Origin of the sequence: Vulcanococcus sp. Clear-D1, from assembly GCF_014654725.1 — a bacterium.
GTDB lineage: Bacteria > Cyanobacteriota > Cyanobacteriia > PCC-6307 > Cyanobiaceae > Vulcanococcus.
Genome location: NZ_JACVZV010000036.1, coordinates 131,763 through 147,511, shown reverse-complemented (window position 1 = coordinate 147,511; position 15,749 = coordinate 131,763). Strand labels below are relative to the sequence as shown.

At 66.8% G+C, this 15,749-nt stretch carries 17 protein-coding genes; 13 read left to right on the top strand and 4 right to left on the bottom strand.

The features are described from left to right. Positions 1-54: 54 nt before the first annotated feature. Positions 55-1,056, bottom strand: a complete 1,002-nt coding sequence (locus H9532_RS13765; RefSeq protein WP_366664575.1) for a bifunctional riboflavin kinase/FAD synthetase — start codon at positions 1,054-1,056, stop codon at positions 55-57. Between the two features lie 91 nt (positions 1,057-1,147). Here H9532_RS13765 and H9532_RS13760 point away from each other — a divergent pair, with 91 nt between their 5' ends. After that, the gene (locus H9532_RS13760) at positions 1,148-1,726 is read left to right on the top strand and encodes a DUF3611 family protein (protein ID WP_296369498.1); all 579 of its coding nucleotides are present in this window, start codon (positions 1,148-1,150) and stop codon (positions 1,724-1,726) included. On the opposite strand, the gene surE is transcribed toward H9532_RS13760, so the two are convergent. Continuing rightward, a complete protein-coding gene (gene surE / locus H9532_RS13755; RefSeq protein WP_296369496.1) occupies positions 1,705-2,493 on the bottom strand; it encodes a 5'/3'-nucleotidase SurE in 789 nt (262 codons plus the stop codon). The genes H9532_RS13760 and surE overlap by 22 nt on opposite strands. Positions 2,494-2,561: 68 nt before the next feature. Between surE and pheS the strand changes: the two genes are divergently transcribed. From pheS to H9532_RS13735, 4 genes are all read left to right on the top strand, one after another. After that, positions 2,562-3,569 (top strand): phenylalanine--tRNA ligase subunit alpha, encoded by a 1,008-nt coding sequence (gene pheS, locus H9532_RS13750; RefSeq protein ID WP_296369494.1) that lies wholly within the window; start codon positions 2,562-2,564, stop codon positions 3,567-3,569. A 78-nt stretch (positions 3,570-3,647) separates the two neighbouring features. Continuing rightward, a complete protein-coding gene (locus H9532_RS13745) occupies positions 3,648-4,559 on the top strand; it encodes an NAD(+) kinase (RefSeq protein ID WP_296369492.1) in 912 nt (303 codons plus the stop codon). Beyond that, a complete protein-coding gene (locus H9532_RS13740) occupies positions 4,556-5,209 on the top strand; it encodes a response regulator transcription factor (protein WP_296369490.1) in 654 nt (217 codons plus the stop codon). Before H9532_RS13745 ends, H9532_RS13740 begins: the two co-directional genes overlap by 4 nt. A gap of 36 nt (positions 5,210-5,245) precedes the next feature. Continuing rightward, positions 5,246-5,758, top strand: coding sequence for a DUF192 domain-containing protein (locus H9532_RS13735; protein WP_296369488.1), 513 nt, complete (start codon positions 5,246-5,248; stop codon positions 5,756-5,758). Here H9532_RS13735 and cbiE read toward each other — a convergent pair. Next, positions 5,703-6,956 carry a precorrin-6y C5,15-methyltransferase (decarboxylating) subunit CbiE gene (gene cbiE, locus H9532_RS13730; RefSeq protein ID WP_296369486.1) on the bottom strand — a complete coding sequence of 418 codons (1,254 nt, stop codon included), beginning with the start codon at positions 6,954-6,956 and terminating at the stop codon, positions 5,703-5,705. The genes H9532_RS13735 and cbiE overlap by 56 nt on opposite strands. Positions 6,957-7,042: 86 nt before the next feature. Between cbiE and grrP the strand changes: the two genes are divergently transcribed. Genes grrP through ribD form a run of 8 tightly spaced genes read left to right on the top strand, consistent with a single transcriptional unit; the run spans position 7,043 to position 14,987 of the window. Next, positions 7,043-7,924: an extracellular substrate binding-like orphan protein GrrP gene (gene grrP, locus H9532_RS13725; RefSeq protein WP_296369484.1), complete on the top strand. Its 882-nt coding sequence runs from the start codon at positions 7,043-7,045 to the stop codon at positions 7,922-7,924. 40 nt (positions 7,925-7,964) lie between these two features. After that, complete coding sequence (grrA, locus tag H9532_RS13720) at positions 7,965-8,336, top strand: GrrA/OscA1 family cyclophane-containing rSAM-modified RiPP (RefSeq protein ID WP_296369482.1); 372 nt, start codon at positions 7,965-7,967, stop codon at positions 8,334-8,336. Beyond that, complete coding sequence (grrM, locus tag H9532_RS13715) at positions 8,333-9,526, top strand: cyclophane-forming radical SAM/SPASM peptide maturase GrrM/OscB (RefSeq protein WP_296369480.1); 1,194 nt, start codon at positions 8,333-8,335, stop codon at positions 9,524-9,526. Before grrA ends, grrM begins: the two co-directional genes overlap by 4 nt. A gap of 1 nt (position 9,527) precedes the next feature. Next, a complete protein-coding gene (locus H9532_RS13710) occupies positions 9,528-10,571 on the top strand; it encodes an AI-2E family transporter (RefSeq protein WP_296369477.1) in 1,044 nt (347 codons plus the stop codon). Between the two features lie 5 nt (positions 10,572-10,576). Then, complete coding sequence (locus tag H9532_RS13705; RefSeq protein ID WP_296369475.1) at positions 10,577-10,828, top strand: hypothetical protein; 252 nt, start codon at positions 10,577-10,579, stop codon at positions 10,826-10,828. A 27-nt stretch (positions 10,829-10,855) separates the two neighbouring features. Beyond that, positions 10,856-13,366, top strand: coding sequence for a GH116 family glycosyl hydrolase (locus H9532_RS13700; RefSeq protein ID WP_296369473.1), 2,511 nt, complete (start codon positions 10,856-10,858; stop codon positions 13,364-13,366). A 41-nt stretch (positions 13,367-13,407) separates the two neighbouring features. Further along, entirely contained in the window at positions 13,408-13,911 is a 504-nt protein-coding gene (locus tag H9532_RS13695; protein ID WP_296369471.1) for a DUF3122 domain-containing protein, read from the top strand. Continuing rightward, a complete protein-coding gene (gene ribD / locus H9532_RS13690) occupies positions 13,908-14,987 on the top strand; it encodes a bifunctional diaminohydroxyphosphoribosylaminopyrimidine deaminase/5-amino-6-(5-phosphoribosylamino)uracil reductase RibD (RefSeq protein WP_296369470.1) in 1,080 nt (359 codons plus the stop codon). The genes H9532_RS13695 and ribD overlap by 4 nt, the downstream gene beginning before the upstream one ends. Here the strand turns inward: ribD and H9532_RS13685 are convergent. Beyond that, the gene (locus H9532_RS13685; RefSeq protein WP_296369468.1) at positions 14,984-15,730 is read right to left on the bottom strand and encodes a potassium channel family protein; all 747 of its coding nucleotides are present in this window, start codon (positions 15,728-15,730) and stop codon (positions 14,984-14,986) included. The genes ribD and H9532_RS13685 overlap by 4 nt on opposite strands. Positions 15,731-15,749: the final 19 nt, after the last annotated feature.

Below are 15,749 nucleotides of genomic sequence, written 5' to 3'. Positions count from 1 at the left end.
ATCACAGGGGCTATGGCGCAGGGCGGATCCGACAGCCCAATGCTGGTGCTGATCTCAGGGATTCTGCTGCTGGGGGCTATTGCCGCCTTCATCAGCTGGGGCCTGGCCAACGCCTACCCCGCTGGCTGAGCCCAGTAGCTGCTCAGCGGTTGCTGCATCGCGGGCGATCTGCGCCACCAGCGCTTCCAGGTTCTCGAAACGCTGTTGTTGGCGCAGCAGGGCCACCGGTTCCACCAGCAGCTCCGCACCTTCCAGATCCAGGCGTCGCCCGAGCAGATGCACCTCCACGGCCGATGGGGCCGTGGGATCCACCGTGGGCTGAGGCCCGAGGTTCATCACCGCCGCCAGGCGTTGGCCGGGAAGTTGTTCTCCCTGCAGCCACACCCAGGCGGCATACACCCCTTGCTGGGGCAAAAATTTGCGCCCATCCACCTGCAGGTTGGCGGTGGGCCATCCCAGTTCCCGGCCCAGGCCGCGCCCCCGCACCACCCGGCCGCCGAAGCGATAAGGGCGATCCAACAGAGCCGCCGCCTCCTGCAGCTGTCCCCCCTCGAGCGCCCGGCGGATCCGGCTGCTGCTCAATCGACCGCTGCTGTCGCTGAGGATCGGCTGCACCAGCAGTTCAATGCCTCGCTCGACGCAGAGCTCGCGCAAGCAGTGGATATCGCCGCTGCGGCGGGCGCCAAAGCGGAAGTTCTCGCCCACGGCCACCAACTGGGCCTGCAGTTGGTGCACCAGCACCTGCTCCACGAATTGCTCCGGGCTGAGGGCGGCCAGCTCCGGCGTGAAGGGCACCAACACCAACTGCTCGATGCCAAGCGGCTCCAGCAGATGGATCTTTTCGGCGGGTAGATCCAGACGCAGCCGGGCCTCGCCGTAGAGCACCTCGCGCGGATGGGGCCAGAAGCTCACCACCGTGGGCACCAGCTGCGCTGCCGCAGCCCGCTCCACCACCGCAGCAATCACCCGGCGATGGCCCCGATGCAGCCCATCGAAACTGCCCAGGGCGATGGCTGTGGGCCGTGCGGCTTGCTCAGGACTGCGCAGAGGAATCAAGGCCGGTTCACCAACAAGCGCATCCAGGCCCTCGCCCTGGGCATCCTCCCATGGCAGGTTTGGGCCATCTCCGGCGCCCTCGCTCCTCCCCATGGCCGATCGCCTCGACCTGCAACTGATCTCCGCTGCTCTGCGGCGGATGGGCTGGATCCGGCTGTGGTCCCAGGTGGTGCTGGGGGTGGTGGTGATGGGAGTGCTGTTGTTCAACAACATCGGTGGCCAGATTGCGGCCCGCGCCGATAAAGCCCTCGGCCTGGGGCCTGGCCTGTCGCTCACGAGCCTGGCCTTTGTGGTGCTGCTCTGGTCGATCTGGCAGAGCGGCCTGATCGTGCGCTGCGGCAGGGCTCTCAATGGGCCGGTGCACCCGAGCAAGGGTGAAACCGCTCGGCTGATCAAACGCAGTGTGCTGGCCGATCTCGTGGGCCTCTCCCTTGGCGCCGTGGGGTATCAATCCCTGGCCGGGAGCCTATTTGTGCAGGCATCGATGCAGGCAGGTTTCGCCTTCGGCGGAGCCATGACCACCCCCGGCGGGCGCATCACGAACTACCCGATCACCTCGCTCGAGATGCTGTCGGTGTTGAGCAACACGCAGGTGCTGTTTGCCCACGTGATCGGCCTCTGGATCAGCATCTGGATGCTGCAGCGGATCTACAGGCCCAGCGGCAGCTGAGGCAGCGCCGCTGCCTCACCCCGCCAGAACAGTTCCGGCTGCAGCGGCGTGAGCGAAACACCGCCGGCGGCCACATGGGCCACATCAATCGGCCAATCGGCTGGGCCGGCTACCTCAGCCTCCAGATCGTTGGCCACTTCACCCGCCAGCCAGTAGTAGGTGCGGCCGCGGGGATCAACGCGCTTGTCAAACTGATCGGTGTAGCGGCGCACGGCCTTGCGGCACCAGCGCAGCGGGCCGATCGCTTCTGCGGCCAAGGGGGGCACATTCAGATTGAGCAGCACCCCTTCCGGCCATCCCGCCGCCATGGTGTGTTCGGCCACATCGAGGGCGATGCGTGCGGCGGGATCGAACTGCCGCCATTGGAAATCGGCGCTGCTCACCGCCAGGGCCGGCAACCCCTCGATCGTGCCCTCCATGGCGGCACTCACCGTGCCGGAATACAGCGTGTCGGTGCCGAGGTTGGGGCCGTGGTTGATGCCGGAGAGCACCAGATCGGGCCATTCCTCCAGCAGAGCGAACAGCGCCAGCTTCACGCAGTCGCTGGGGGTGCCGCTGCAGGCCCAGGCCGTGATGCCAGGAGCAAACAGTTCATCCGCCCGCTCGGCCCGCAGGGGGGTCTGGAGGGTGAGGCCATGGCCAGTGGCGGAGCGCTCCTGATCGGGGCACACCACCGTCACCTGATGACCGCGGGCTGCAGCTTCGGCGGCCAGGGCGCGGATGCCGTCGGCGAAGACGCCGTCGTCGTTACTGATCAGGATCCGCAAGGGGCTGGGGTGGCTGCCTGGAGGCTAGAGGCCGTCTTCTTAAAGTCATGGGCTACCGGAACACAGCCGTGAGCGCCACCATCAGCCTGCAGCAGCTCACCGATCAACTCGATCAGCTGGAGGCTGAAGCCGCCAAGGCCATCGGTGCCGCCGGCTCGGCCAGCGAGCTCGAAGACCTGCGGGTGGGGCTGCTGGGCAAGAAGGGCAAGCTCTCGGCCGTGCTCGGCGCCATGGGCAAATTGCCCGGCGATGAGCGCCCGCTGGTGGGCCAGCGGGCCAACGTGCTCAAGGAACAGGTGCAGGGTTTGCTGGGCGAGCGGCTCAGCGCCGTGAAAGCGGCGGCCATGGCCGAGCGCATCGCCAGCGAAACCCTCGATGTGACCATGCCGGCCACATACACCCCGGCCGGCCACCGTCACCCCCTGATCAGCACGATCGAAGAGATCGTGGACATCTTGGCCGGTCTCGGATACCGGGTGGAAGAAGGCCCGGAGATCGAAACCGACCACTACAACTTCACCGCCCTGAACATCCCGCCGCACCATCCAGCGCGGGACATGCAGGACACCTTTTATCTGAGCGAGCACGAGCTGCTGCGCACCCACACCTCCCCAGTGCAGATCCGGCACCTGGAGAAGAACCCGCCACCGGTGCGGATCGTGGCTCCAGGCCGCGTGTATCGCCGCGATGCCGTGGATGCCACCCACTCCCCGGTGTTCCACCAAGTGGAGGTGCTCGCCATCGATGAGGGGCTGGATTTCAGCCACCTGCGCGGCACCGTCACCACCTTCCTGCAGCGCTTCTTCGGCGATCTGCCGGTGCGCTTTCGCGCCAGCTACTTCCCCTTCACCGAACCCTCCGCTGAGGTGGATGTGCAGTGGCGTGGCCGCTGGCTGGAGGTGATGGGCTGCGGGATGGTGGATCCGGCGGTGCTTGAGGGCCTCGGCATTGACCCAGAGCGCTACAGCGGCTTCGCCGCCGGCCTGGGTGTGGAACGCTTTTGCATGGTGCGCCACGGGATCGACGACATCCGCCGCTTGTTCACCTCCGACCTGCGCTTCCTGGAGCAGTTCTGAAGCGCAGGTCGGCTCGTGATCAGCAGATCCGTAAGGCACCCATAAAATCGTCTGATCGTCTGCTCTTGTCCCCTGTCAGTGCCCTGCGTCGGCCTCATCGTTAACGACGGCAAGGACCTGGCCCTGGCCACCGCCGACGCCATCGAAACGCGCCTGCGCGGAGCGGGTTACGAGGTGCTGCGGGCCAGCAGCTCCGCCGGCATGGTGGGCTTTGCCAACCCGGATCAGCACCTGCGCGCCAAGGGGCATGCGGCCTGCGTGCCGCCCACCTTTGAGGCGTCCATGGCGATGGCCATGGTGCTGGGGGGCGATGGCACGGTGCTGTCGGCCGCGCGGATGACGGCACCAATTGATGTGCCGATCCTCACGATCAACACCGGTCATCTGGGTTTTCTGGCCGAAACCTATCTGCCCGAACTCGAGCAGGCCCTCGAGCAGGTGATCGCCGGTGAATGGACCGTGGAGGAGCGCACCACCCTGGTAGTGAGCGTGATGCGGGGCGAGCAGCGCCGTTGGGAGGTGCTGTGCCTCAACGAGATGGCCCTGCACCGCGAGCCGCTCACCTCGATGTGCCATTTCGAGATCGCCGTGGGCCGCCATGCGCCGGTGGATATCGCCGCCGATGGGGTGATCCTCTCCACTCCCACCGGCTCCACCGCCTATGCCCTCAGTGCCGGCGGCCCGGTGATCACCCCCGATTGCCCTGTTCTGCAACTCACCCCGATCGCACCCCACTCGCTCGCGTCACGGGCGCTGGTGTTTAGCGATCAGGAGCCGGTCACGGTGTTTCCCGCCACGCCCGAGCGGCTGATGATGGTGGTGGATGGCAGCGCTGGTTGCTACGTGTGGCCGGAGGATCGGGTGCTGATCCGCCGCAGCGAACACCCGGTGCGCTTCGTGCGTCTAGCCGATCACGAGTTTTTCCAGGTGCTGCGCAACAAGCTGGGATGGGGCCTGCCCCATGTGGCCAAACCCGGCGCCCCTTCATGAGCGGGGCCAGCCTGCTGCTGCTCGGCCAGGAGGCCGTAGCCCTGGCGCCTCGACTGGAAGCCTCCGGCTACACCTGCTCCATCGGTGAAGCGGGGATCGCAGCCGGCTGTGATCTGGCCGTGCTCGGCGCCGAGCTTGCCGATCAGTTGCCGGAGCTGAAGCAGCGAATCGGAGCCGTGCCGTTGCTGCTCGACATCGGCTCCGACAGCGTGGCTGCCCGCTCGCGTCTGCTGCGCTCCGGTGCAACCGATTTCTGGTTGTCGTCAGCAGGAGCCAGCGATCTGTTGATGCGCCTGCGCCTGCACCGCAAGCTCCTGGAGAAGGGGCGCCCGCCGGAAGATCGCCTCAGCCTGGGCGATCTGAGCCTGATTCCCAGCCGCCATGAGGTGCGCCGCGGCCAGCGGATCGTGCCGCTCACCGCCCGGGAATACGCCTTATTGCTGCTGCTGATGGAGCACAGCGGCCAAGTGCTCAGCCGCGATCAGATCCTGCGCCAGGTCTGGCACGACCAGCGCGGCGCCGCCAGCAATGTGATCGAGGTGTATGTGCGCTACCTGCGCCAGAAGCTCGAGGAGCAAGGGGAAAAGCGGCTGATCCATACGGTGCGCGGTCAGGGCTATTGCCTGAGCGATGGCCCGCCGCCCCGCTGAGCCCCGGCTGCTACTCACTCTGATGAGCCAAAACTGATGAGGATGCGCCACCTCCACCGCTCCCTGCTGAGCCTTGGGCTGACGCTGGCCCCCTGCGCACTGCAGGCCAAGGAGCCCCCCCAGGTGCTGCCTGTAGAAGCGGAATGGTGCCTGCCAAGCCAACAGTGCATTCAGCTGGAGGTCGCCGATGAACCGCAGGAGCAGGCCATGGGTCTGCAGCTGCGAGGCCCGCTGCCGCCTCTGCGGGGGATGTGGTTTCCCTTTGAAGATGCGCTGCTGCGCTTCTGGATGCACCGCACTCCCGAACCGCTCGACATGGTGTTCATCAACGACAACCGCGTGATCGCCATTGAGGAAGCCGCCACCCCGTGCCCGCGGCTGCCCTGCCGCAGCTATGGCCCGAATGAACCGGGCGATGGCGTGGTGGAGCTGGCTGCCGGTGAAGCGCGCCGCCTCGGCATCGTGGTGGGAAGTGAAGCCGTGATCCGCCCGCTCAGGCCGTCATCGCTGCCGCCGGCCGCTCGCCCCGTAGCACCAGCACGGGATTGAGCGGCGCCAGGCGCGTGCCATCCGCCAGCGGAGCCCCGCGCCAGGCCTGATGCTGAGCCACCGCCACCGTGAGGCCTGCCTGCTCCAGCGGCGGCCGCAGCTCGGCCAGTGCTTCCACGGTGGCCAGCGGAATCACCACCACACCGCCTGGGCGCAGCCGCTCCAGCACGGCTTCCAGCAGGGCACGGCGATCGCGGCCACCGCCACCGATCAACACACGATCAGGATCGGGCAGCTCAACCAGGGCTTCGGGGGCGCGGCCCTCCAGCACCCGGGCGGGCTTCACGCCCAGCCGCTGCGCGTTGGCCTCAATCAAGGCCGCCGACCCGCCGCGCTGCTCAAGCGCCCAGAGCTGCAGGGCCGGCCGTAGCCGCAACGCCTCAAGCCCCACCGAGCCCACACCGGCACCGATATCCCACAGCACACCCTCCTGGGGCAGATCGAGATCGGCCAGCAACTGAATGCGCACCTCGCGCTTGGTCATCAACCCGGGGCGATCCGGGTGCTGGAGAAACAACCCATCCGGCAAACCAAACAGCGGCAGATGAGCCGGCAGCTCCGGCGGCTCGGCCACCAGCACCACCAGATGCAGCGGATCGAGATCGACCGGGATGAGATCTTCGGGCGCCAGGCGCTGCACACGCTCGGCGCTGTGGCCAAGGCGCTCACACAGCCAGAAGCTGTAGGCCTGCTCGAGCCCCGCGGCCCGCAGACAACGCCGCACCGTTTCGGCCCCACCACGGGTTGGATCGGTGAGCACCGCCAAGGCCGCTGGCCGCTGCTGCAGCCGCGCCGTCAGCGGTTCCGGATCACGGCCGTGCAGGCTGAGCCAGCTGGCGTCCTGCCAGGGGCGACCGATTCGCGCGAAGGCCAGCTGGAGTGAGCTGGGGGCCGGGTGAAAACGCAGCTGCGCCGCCGGCAGCCCCTCCAGCAGCAACCGCCCGATCCCAAACCAGAGCGGATCGCCACTGGCCAGCACCACCACCAGTTGCTGGGCATCGAGGCAGCGCAGCTGCTCCAGCAGCGGCTCAGGCTGATCGCTGGCAATCAGCGCAGGTCCGCCCACGCCAGCCCAGCTCTGCAGGGCAGCGTGCAGCCGGCGGGGGGCAGCCACCAACGCTGCCTGGCGCAGCAGCTGCTGATGTGCCGGCGGCAGGCTGGCCGGTGCGCCGGCGTCGGTGCCGATCACCTCAATCATCCCGCCATTGTGGGCGCCCGGCGTTCTGCAGAGGAGCCGAAACTGCCTTACTCTCCGGCCAACTGTCTGAGTCTGCGCCCCACGCGATGGCTGTTCGACTGACCGCACTCACCGGAGCTCTGCTCAGCCTCACGCTGGGGGTGCTGCAACCGGCCCAAGCCGAAACCGTGCTCGAGCGGGTGAGCCGCACCGGAAGGTTGAACACCGTGGTGCTCAACGGCGACCTTCCCTACACCACGCAGCAGGGCAATGGCTATGTGGGCCTTGGCATGGAGTTCGCCAAGGAGATCCAGAAAGAAGTGAGCGAGTACATCGGCAAGCCCGTGCAGCTGGTGCCGCAACCGGTGAATTCGATCAATGAAGGGCTGGCCGCCATCGCCAGCGGAGCTGTGGACCTCTCCTGCGGCGCCGGCTTCAGCTGGGGCCGCTCGATGTTTGTCGACTACTCGCTGCCCTTCGCCCTCACCGGCACCCGCCTGATCACCCCTCCCGGCAACGACGGCACCCCCACCGCTCTGCAGGGCAAAACCATCGGGGCGGTGAAGAACAGCCTCTCGGCCCACGCCATCGAAAAGACCGTGACCGGCGGTGAGCTGGCGCTGTTTGAAAACCCCGCCGCAGCCCTGCAAGCGCTCAAGAATGGCGAGATTCAGTTCCTCGCCGGCGACAGCCTCTGGCTGCTCGCCAACCGCGCCGCCGTGGATCCCTCCGGCAACGTGACCCCCTCGGTGCCTTACAACCGCTCGGCCGTGGGCTGTGTGGTGCCCGAGAACAACTCCGGCCTGCTCAACCTCAGCAACCTGGCCATCGCCAAGCTGATGCAGGCCTACATCAACGACGATCCCTCAGCTCTGCAGCGCATCAACCAGTGGGTGGGCCCCGGCAGCACCGTGAATCTGAGTCAAGACGTGATCAAGGCCTACTTCACCAACGTGCTGCTCACGGCCGCGCTGCTGAACCTGTCCTGAGCCTCCAGCACGTCTGAAATTCACTGCACCCACCACTGCCATGGCACCCCGTTCCCTTCTGCAGCTGCTCACCCTCACCGCTGCTGCCGCCGTGTTCACCGAAACAGCTCAGGCAGCTGTGTATCAGGCGCCTGATCTGAGCAATCCGCTCGAAAGCCGCATCCAGGCCCTGCGCGATGGCGCCTGGCAACCCCAGCTGAGCGCTGGCAACGGTGAGCTTCTGGCCCGCTACTGGGGCAATGGTGGTGGCCGCGCCTGGGGCAATGGCGGCGGTTGGCGCAACGGTGGCGGCTGGGGCAACGGCGGCCGTTACTACGGCGGTGGCGTTGACGTGAACCTGGGCTGGCCCAACGGCGGCTGGGGTAATGGTGGCTGGGGCAACGTGCTGCCCGGCAGCTTCATCAACTGGTGATCAGCGGCGAGATTTCCCAGGCCGGCGCCGCTCTTGCCGATCTCGAGCTGAGCCGGTTCGGCCCCATTGGCCTGGTGGTGGTGCAATCCACCTCGCTCTGCAATCTCGACTGCGACTACTGCTACCTGCCGGATCGCCAGAAGCGGCGGGTGTTCGATCTCGAGCTCCTTCCCCTGCTGTTGCAGCGGATCCTCGAGAGCCCGTTCTGCGGTCCCCAGCTTTCGCTGGTGTGGCACGCCGGTGAGCCGCTCACGCTCCCCTGCAGCTACTACGACGAGGCCACGGCGATCATCGAGCGCTGCGTGCAGGAGTTCACCGGCGGTGCCGTGGTGATCGAGCAGCACGTGCAAACCAACGGCACGCTGATCAACGACGCCTGGTGCGACTGCTTCCAGCGCAACGGCATCGTGGTGGGCGTGAGCGTGGATGGACCGGCCGCCATCCACGACGCCCATCGCCGCTTTCGCAACGGCAACGCCTCTCATCACCTCACGATGCGGGGGATCGAAGCGCTCAAACGCCACGGCATCCCCTGCCACGTGATTGCCGTGGTCACGGCCGCCGCGATGGAGCAGCCCGAGGCGATGTATCGCTTCTTCCGCGACAACGGCATCAGCTCAGTGGGCTTCAACGTGGAGGAGCAGGAGGGGGTGCACACCAGCTCCTCGATGCAGGGGCGTGAGCAGGAAGAGCGCTACCGCCAATTCCTCACGCGCTTCTGGCAGCTGAGCGAGGCCGATGGCCACCCGCTGGTGCTGCGGGAGTTCCAGCAGGTGATCGATCTGATCCAGCGCAACCGGCGCCTCAACCAGAACGAACTCAACCGGCCCTATTCCATCTTCAGCGTGGATTGGCAGGGCAACTTTTCCACCTTCGATCCCGAGCTGCTGTCGGTGAGCAGCGAGCGCTACGGCAGCTTCAACCTGGGCAACATCCGCACCACCAGCCTGCTGGAGGCGGCACGCAGCCCCCGCTTTCAACAACTGTGGAGCGATGTGAGCTCCGGCATGGCGCGCTGCCAGAGCACTTGCGATTACTACGGCCTCTGCGGCGGTGGCATGGGCAGCAACAAGTTCTGGGAACACGGCACCCTCGATTGCAGCGAAACCAGCGCCTGCCGCTTCCGCACACAGATCCCGGTGCAGGTGCTGCTGGATCGCTTCGAGGCCGCTCCACCAGCCGCCAACTGAGATGGTGTTCAATCTCGATGCCCTGATCCGGCTGCTGCTGCTGGTTGGGCTGGGCCTGGCCTGCGCCCTGATCCTGCAGCCCTTCGCCGAGATCATGCTCTGGGCCGGACTGCTGGCGGTGATTCTCAAACCGCTGCAGTTGTGGCTGCAGCAACACCTGCGGTTAGGGCGCTGGTGGTCGGCAGGGCTGATCATGCTGGTGGGGCTGCTCGTGCTGCTCGGCCCGGTGGGCGCCCTGGCGGCGGCACTGCTGAGCAACGTGAGTGAGCTGGTGGAGCTGGTGCGCCATGGCAAACAGGTCTTGCCCCAACCGCCGCCGCTTCTGCTGGGCATCCCTGTGCTGGGCCCAGCGATCAAGCCGCTCTGGCACGGCTTGATCAGCGATCTGCATGGCCTGCTGCGCAGCCACTCCGACACGCTCACCGCCTTGATGACACGGCTGCTCGAGACCACCCTGGCCAAGGGACTGGGGTTCCTCAGGCTGCTCGTGAGCCTGTTGTTGGCGGCTGTGATGTTGGTGTACTCCGATGCTTTGCTGCTGCGGCTGCGGCGCCTGCTGCATCGGTTGTCGCCGGAGCATGCCGAAACGGTGCAGCTGATCACCGCCACCACCGTGCGCAACGTGTCGCGGGGGGTGGTGGGCGTGGCCTTCCTGCAATCCCTGTTGATCGGCCTAGGGCTGATCGCCGCCGATGTGCCCTGGTCGGGGCTGCTCACCCTGCTGGCTCTGATCCTTTGCCTGATGCAGATCGGGCCGCTGCCGGTGGTGGTGGTGGCGCTGGTGATGGCCTGGAGCCATCTGCCGCCCCTGATGGCCTTACTGCTCACCCTCTGGCTGCTGGCCGCCACCCTGCTGGAGCACCTGCTCAAACCGCTGCTGATGGCCCGTGGGCTGCCGGTGCCGATGCTGGTGATCCTGGTGGGCGTGTTGGGCGGCACGCTCAAGGCCGGGCTGGCAGGCCTGTTCCTCGGGCCGGTGGTGCTGTCGCTGGGCTATCACTTTGTGCGTCTGTGGGTGGGCGCGAGCGCACAACCCTCCCCTTGAAGTCGATGTCTCACGCCGATCGCCGCCAACGCATCCACGAACTGGTGGTGGCCCTGATCAGCCAACAGAGCGAACTCGATCTGCTGGATGGCGATCACACCGGCAGCCTGGCGGCCGCCCAGGGCAACCCCGCCAGCTGGCTCGAGCGCAACCGGCGGGTGGTGCAGCGCTATCAGGCGCTGGTGCGCTCGGCCGTCACCCTCGATGCACTGGTGGATCAGGAAGTGGGGGAACAGGCGCCCACCAGCAAGCTCTGACAAGCTGGCGGCACCTTCTGCTGCCCCATGGCGCGCCTCGGCCTGTCTGCCCTGAAATCTCTGCTGCGTCGCAAGGGGCTGAGCCGCGCCACCACATCCAACTGGCAGCCACCACTGGCCAGCTGGAGCCACCCCCTCGGGCTCGGTTGGCAGAAGCCCTACACGGTTCGCTACGCCAGCAATCTCGACGACGGCCCCAACCACGGCATGCCCCTGGGGGGCTTCGGCGCCGGCTGCATCGGGCGAGCGCCGGATGGCAACTTCAACCTCTGGCATCTCGATGGCGGCGAGCACTGGTTCGGGGTGTTGCCCGACTGCCAATTCGCGCTGTTTGAGAGCAACGGCAAGCAGAGCCGCGCCCATGCCCTGGCGGTGAAGCCGGAGTGCGATGCCTCACGTCCTGAGGCTGCTGAACCCCTGCCGAGCTGGAACTGGTATCCCGCCAGCAGCCCCGATCGCACCACGGGCACCTATGCGGCCCGCTATCCCCTCAGCTGGAGCCATTACCAGGGCGTTTACGACGCGGAGGTGAGCTGCCAGGCCTTCAGCCCGATCTTGCCGGGCAACTACCAGCAGACCAGCTACCCGCTGGCGATGTTTGTGTGGACCCTGCGCAACCCCACCCGCAAACCTCTCGATCTCTCGCTGCTGCTCAGCTGGCGCAACACCACCGGCTGGTTCACCAACACCGATGCCTCCGCCGAGGTGCACTTCCGCGATGACGGAAGCCCGGAGCACAACTACGCCCCGGCGATCGGCAAGAGCGAAGGGCATCGCAACCGCTGGATCGACGATGGCTCCCTTAAAGGCGTGCTGCTGGAAGGAGACGTCTCCCAACCGGTTGCCGAAGGTGAAGGCCAGTGGTGCATTGCCACCACGCAGCAGCCCGGGGTACGCATTCAGCGCTGCAGCCGCTGGAATCCCCACGGCGATGGCAGCGAGCTCTGGGGCAGCTTCAGCCGCGATGGCTCCATCCCCGACAGCAACAACGACCGCCGAAGCGGTGCCGCCGATCCCGCCAGTGCAGCCCTGGCGGTGCAGTGCCGACTGGAGCCGGGCCAGAGCATCGAGATCCCGGTGGTGATCAGCTGGGATCTGCCCGTGACGGCCTTCGCCACAGGCACCAGCGCCCTGCGCCGCTACACCGATTTCTTCGGCGCCAGCGCCAACAAGGCCGCCGCCATCGCCGCCGAGGGCCTGCGCGACTGGCGCAGCTGGCGTGATCAGATCGAGGCCTGGCAGCAGCCGGTGCTCGAGCGCAGCGATCTACCCGAACCGCTGAGGATGGCCCTGTTCAACGAGCTCTACGACCTCTGCAGTGGCGGCAGCCTCTGGAGCGCGGCATCAAGAGAGGATCCCTACGGCCGCTTCGGCGTGCTCGAGTGCCTCGACTACGCCTGGTACGAAAGCCTCGATGTGCGCCTCTACGGCTCGCTGGCGCTGCTGCAGCTCTGGCCCGAGCTCGACAAAGCAGTACTGCGCAGCTTCGCGCGCGCCATCCCCGCATCCGATGCCAACCCACGGCCGATTGGTTGGTATTTCACCCAAGGCAAAGGGCGGGTGGAAGCAGCCCGCAAGGTGAAGGGCGCCACGCCCCACGACCTCGGTGCACCGAACGAGCGGCCCTGGGATGCCACCAACTACACCGCTTACCAGGACTGCAACCTCTGGAAAGACCTGGCCAGCGACTACGTGCTGCAGGTGTGGCGCACCTTCAAGCTGGCGCCCAACGGTGAAGACATCAACTTCCTGGCGGAATGCTGGCCGGCGGCCGTGGAGGCACTCCACTACCTGAAAACCTTTGACGCCAACAACGACGGCCTGCCCGACAACGGCGGCGCACCCGACCAAACCTTCGACGACTGGCCGCTGAAAGGCGTGAGCGCCTACTGCGGAGCCCTGTGGATCGCCGCACTGGAGGCGGCACTGGCCATCGCCCAGCAGTTGCAGCTCAGCACCGGACTGGACACCTCCAGCGAACAGCGCACCTTCAGCAGCTGGCTGGAGCAATCGCGCGGCAACTTCGACCAGTTGCTCTGGAACGGCGAGTACTACGACATCGATGCCGAGAGCGGCACCCCGGTGGTGATGGCCGATCAGCTCTGCGGTGATTTCTATGCTCGCCTACTCGGACTGCCTCCGGTGGTGAGCGAGGCCAACAGCCGCAGCACCCTCAAGGCTGTGCGCGAAGCGTGCTTCGAGAAGTTCGAAGGCGGCAAGCTCGGCGTGGCGAATGGCCTGCGGCGCGACGGCACCCCCCTCGATCCCAACGGCACCCACCCACTCGAGGTGTGGACCGGCATCAACTTCGGCATCGCCAGCTACTACCGCCTGATGGGCGACACCACCACCGCCCTGGCAATCACCTCGGCGGTGGTGGATCAGGTGTATGGCGGCGGTCTGCAGTTCCGCACCCCCGAGGCGATCACCGCCGTGAACACCTTCCGCGCCTGCCACTACCTGCGGGCGATGGCGATCTGGGGGGTGTGGGCCACCCACACCAACTGGCAGCAGATTCCGGGGGCGGAGCGAAGCTGACCCGCTCCGTTCCATACGCTGAACGCCAGATCTGCAGCTCTATGGCATCAGGTTCACTCGTTCGGGGGCTGCTGGCCTGGTTGGCCGGAGCTCTGCTGCTGTTCACTCCGCTGCAGCCGGCCTGGGCCCAGGTGCATGCCCATCCGGATGAAAACGGCCAGGAGGTGGTGCGCAGCCTTGAGAGCCTGCGCGATCTCGATTACCAGAGCTGGCAGGCCGTGGCCTACCGCACCGGTCCGCCAGGCGGGCCAGTGACCCTGCGGATCGTGGGCTACCCCGGCAAGGTGCGCCTCGATCACCCCACCTCCTTGATCGTGCACTCCGGCCGAGGCACCTGGACGCTCGACGACATCACCACCGCCAACCCCAAACTGGCCACCGACGGCCGTGATGCCGCCGCCGAGTTCAACCTCAGCCCGCTGCTGGCCGATCTGCACCAGAACCGGCCGCTGCGGCTCGAGCTGCCCGGGGTGTTTGTGGAGCTGCCGGTGCCGCCCTTTGTGGTGGGTGAATGGCGCAGCCTGCCCAGCTGGCGCGAGGGATGAGCGCCCCCTGGCGCCCTTGGATGCAGCGGGCGCTGCAGCTGGCCGCGCTGGGCAACGGCCGCACCAGTCCCAATCCCCTGGTGGGTTGTGTGGTGCTGGATGCCAACGGCCAACTGGTGGGCGAAGGCTTTCATCAGCGAGCCGGCACGCCCCATGCCGAGGTGCATGCGCTCCGCCAGGCTGGGGAGCGTGCCCATGGCGGCACCGCAGTGGTGACGCTCGAGCCCTGCTGCCATCACGGCCGAACCCCTCCCTGCAGTGAGGCCTTGCTCGCCGCGGGAGTGGCGCGCGTGGTGGTGGCGATGCGCGATCCCGACCCGCGGGTGGCCGGAGGTGGCATCGCCCAGCTGCAGAGCGCTGGCATCGCGGTCATTGAGGGGGTGTGCGAGGCCGAAGCCCGCCAGCTCAACCGCGCCTTCATCCACCGGGTGGAGCACGGCCGCCCGCTGGGCCTGCTGAAGTGGGCGATGAGCCTCGATGGCCGCACCGCCCTGCCCAACGGCTCCAGCCAGTGGATCTCGGGCCCAGCAGCGCGGGCCTGGGTGCATCAACTGCGGAGCCGCTCTGATGCGGTGATCGTGGGCGGAGGCACAGTGCGCGCCGACAATCCGCTACTCACCAGCCGCGGCCAGCGCACTCCCGAACCACTGCGGGTGGTGATCAGCCGCTCGCTGGATCTGCCAGCCGAATCCCAGCTCTGGAACCAGCACACCGCGCCAACCCTGGTGGTGCATGGCTACGACGCCCCCGCGAGCCGCCGCTTCCAACTGGATGCCGCCGGAGTGGAGCGTCTGGTGCTGGAGCGCTGTGAACCGCTGGAGCTGATGGAGCGCCTGGCGCAGCGCGGCTGCAATCAGGTGCTGTGGGAATGCGGCCCTGCCCTGGCGGCGGCAGCACTGCGGCAGGGCTGCGTGCAGCAGCTGGCGGCAGTGCTCGCCCCCAAGCTGCTGGGCGGCGAGCCGGCCCGCACCCCTCTGGGCGATCTGAACATGGTGGATGTGAACCAGGCAAAGCCCTGGCAAGCACTGAAGCTGCAGCAACTTGGGGCCGACTGGCTCTGGGAGCTGGGGTGCTAAAGCTCCAAGTCGTCCTCCACACCGCGCGCTGTGTAGCGGCTGATCAGCAAACCCATCACCATTGCCAGATAAATCGTGCCGGCGATCGCCACCATCACGCAGAGCATTTGTGACTGCGCCGTGACGGGGTGGATGTCGCCGTAGCCCGTGGTTGTGAGGGTGACGAACGCGAAGTAGTTGAGCTCGACGAAATCCAACGCCCAAACCGGATTGGCAGGGTTGAGCCCGGTTCCATAGGGGCGCAGGACAGGCCCTGGGCTGGTGCGGGTGCTGATGAAGCTGCCAGGCACCACAGTTTCCAGGGCACTAAACAACAGCCCAGCCCCCAGCCCGAGCAGCAGGTAACCGGCCAGGGCGCCGAGCAACACCTCCCGATTGATCTGGCGTTCCTTCGCCAGATTGCGGATGAGGCGTTCACAGCTCCACAGCACCAACACGCTCCAGAGCACCAAGAGCGGCACTCCGGTGCCCGTTTGCGAGAGCGGCGTGAGGTACCAAACCAAGGACGCCACCCAGGTAACGAAGCCAAGCAACCGGAACCCATGCCTGCGGAGCGTCGGCCAGCGCCCCTCATCGATCGGCATCCCCAGGGAACTGATCAACACCAGCGGCAGTGCCAAATAGCCGATGGTTGCGAGCTGCCGCAAGCCATGGGGCAGCATCAAGCAGATCAACACCCCTAGGCAGGTGATCAGCAGGCTCACATAACCGTTTTGACGGCGACGCGTGTGCGCTGATTGCACGATCACCGCTGACCCAGAT

Excerpts from the sequence above, each read along its gene's own strand:
- H9532_RS13700 (WP_296369473.1), top strand. The coding sequence starts at position 10,856 with ATGGCGCGCCTCGGCCTGTCTGCCCTGAAATCTCTGCTGCGTCGCAAG.
- H9532_RS13740 (WP_296369490.1), top strand. The coding sequence starts at position 4,556 with ATGAGCGGGGCCAGCCTGCTGCTGCTCGGCCAGGAGGCCGTAGCCCTG.
- H9532_RS13760 (WP_296369498.1), top strand. The coding sequence starts at position 1,148 with ATGGCCGATCGCCTCGACCTGCAACTGATCTCCGCTGCTCTGCGGCGG.
- H9532_RS13695 (WP_296369471.1), top strand. The coding sequence starts at position 13,408 with ATGGCATCAGGTTCACTCGTTCGGGGGCTGCTGGCCTGGTTGGCCGGA.
- grrA (WP_296369482.1), top strand. The coding sequence starts at position 7,965 with ATGGCACCCCGTTCCCTTCTGCAGCTGCTCACCCTCACCGCTGCTGCC.
- H9532_RS13710 (WP_296369477.1), top strand. The coding sequence starts at position 9,528 with ATGGTGTTCAATCTCGATGCCCTGATCCGGCTGCTGCTGCTGGTTGGG.
- grrP (WP_296369484.1), top strand. The coding sequence starts at position 7,043 with ATGGCTGTTCGACTGACCGCACTCACCGGAGCTCTGCTCAGCCTCACG.
- H9532_RS13705 (WP_296369475.1), top strand. The coding sequence starts at position 10,577 with ATGTCTCACGCCGATCGCCGCCAACGCATCCACGAACTGGTGGTGGCC.
- H9532_RS13735 (WP_296369488.1), top strand. The coding sequence starts at position 5,246 with ATGAGGATGCGCCACCTCCACCGCTCCCTGCTGAGCCTTGGGCTGACG.
- cbiE (WP_296369486.1), bottom strand. The coding sequence starts at position 6,956 with ATGATTGAGGTGATCGGCACCGACGCCGGCGCACCGGCCAGCCTGCCG.
- ribD (WP_296369470.1), top strand. The coding sequence starts at position 13,908 with ATGAGCGCCCCCTGGCGCCCTTGGATGCAGCGGGCGCTGCAGCTGGCC.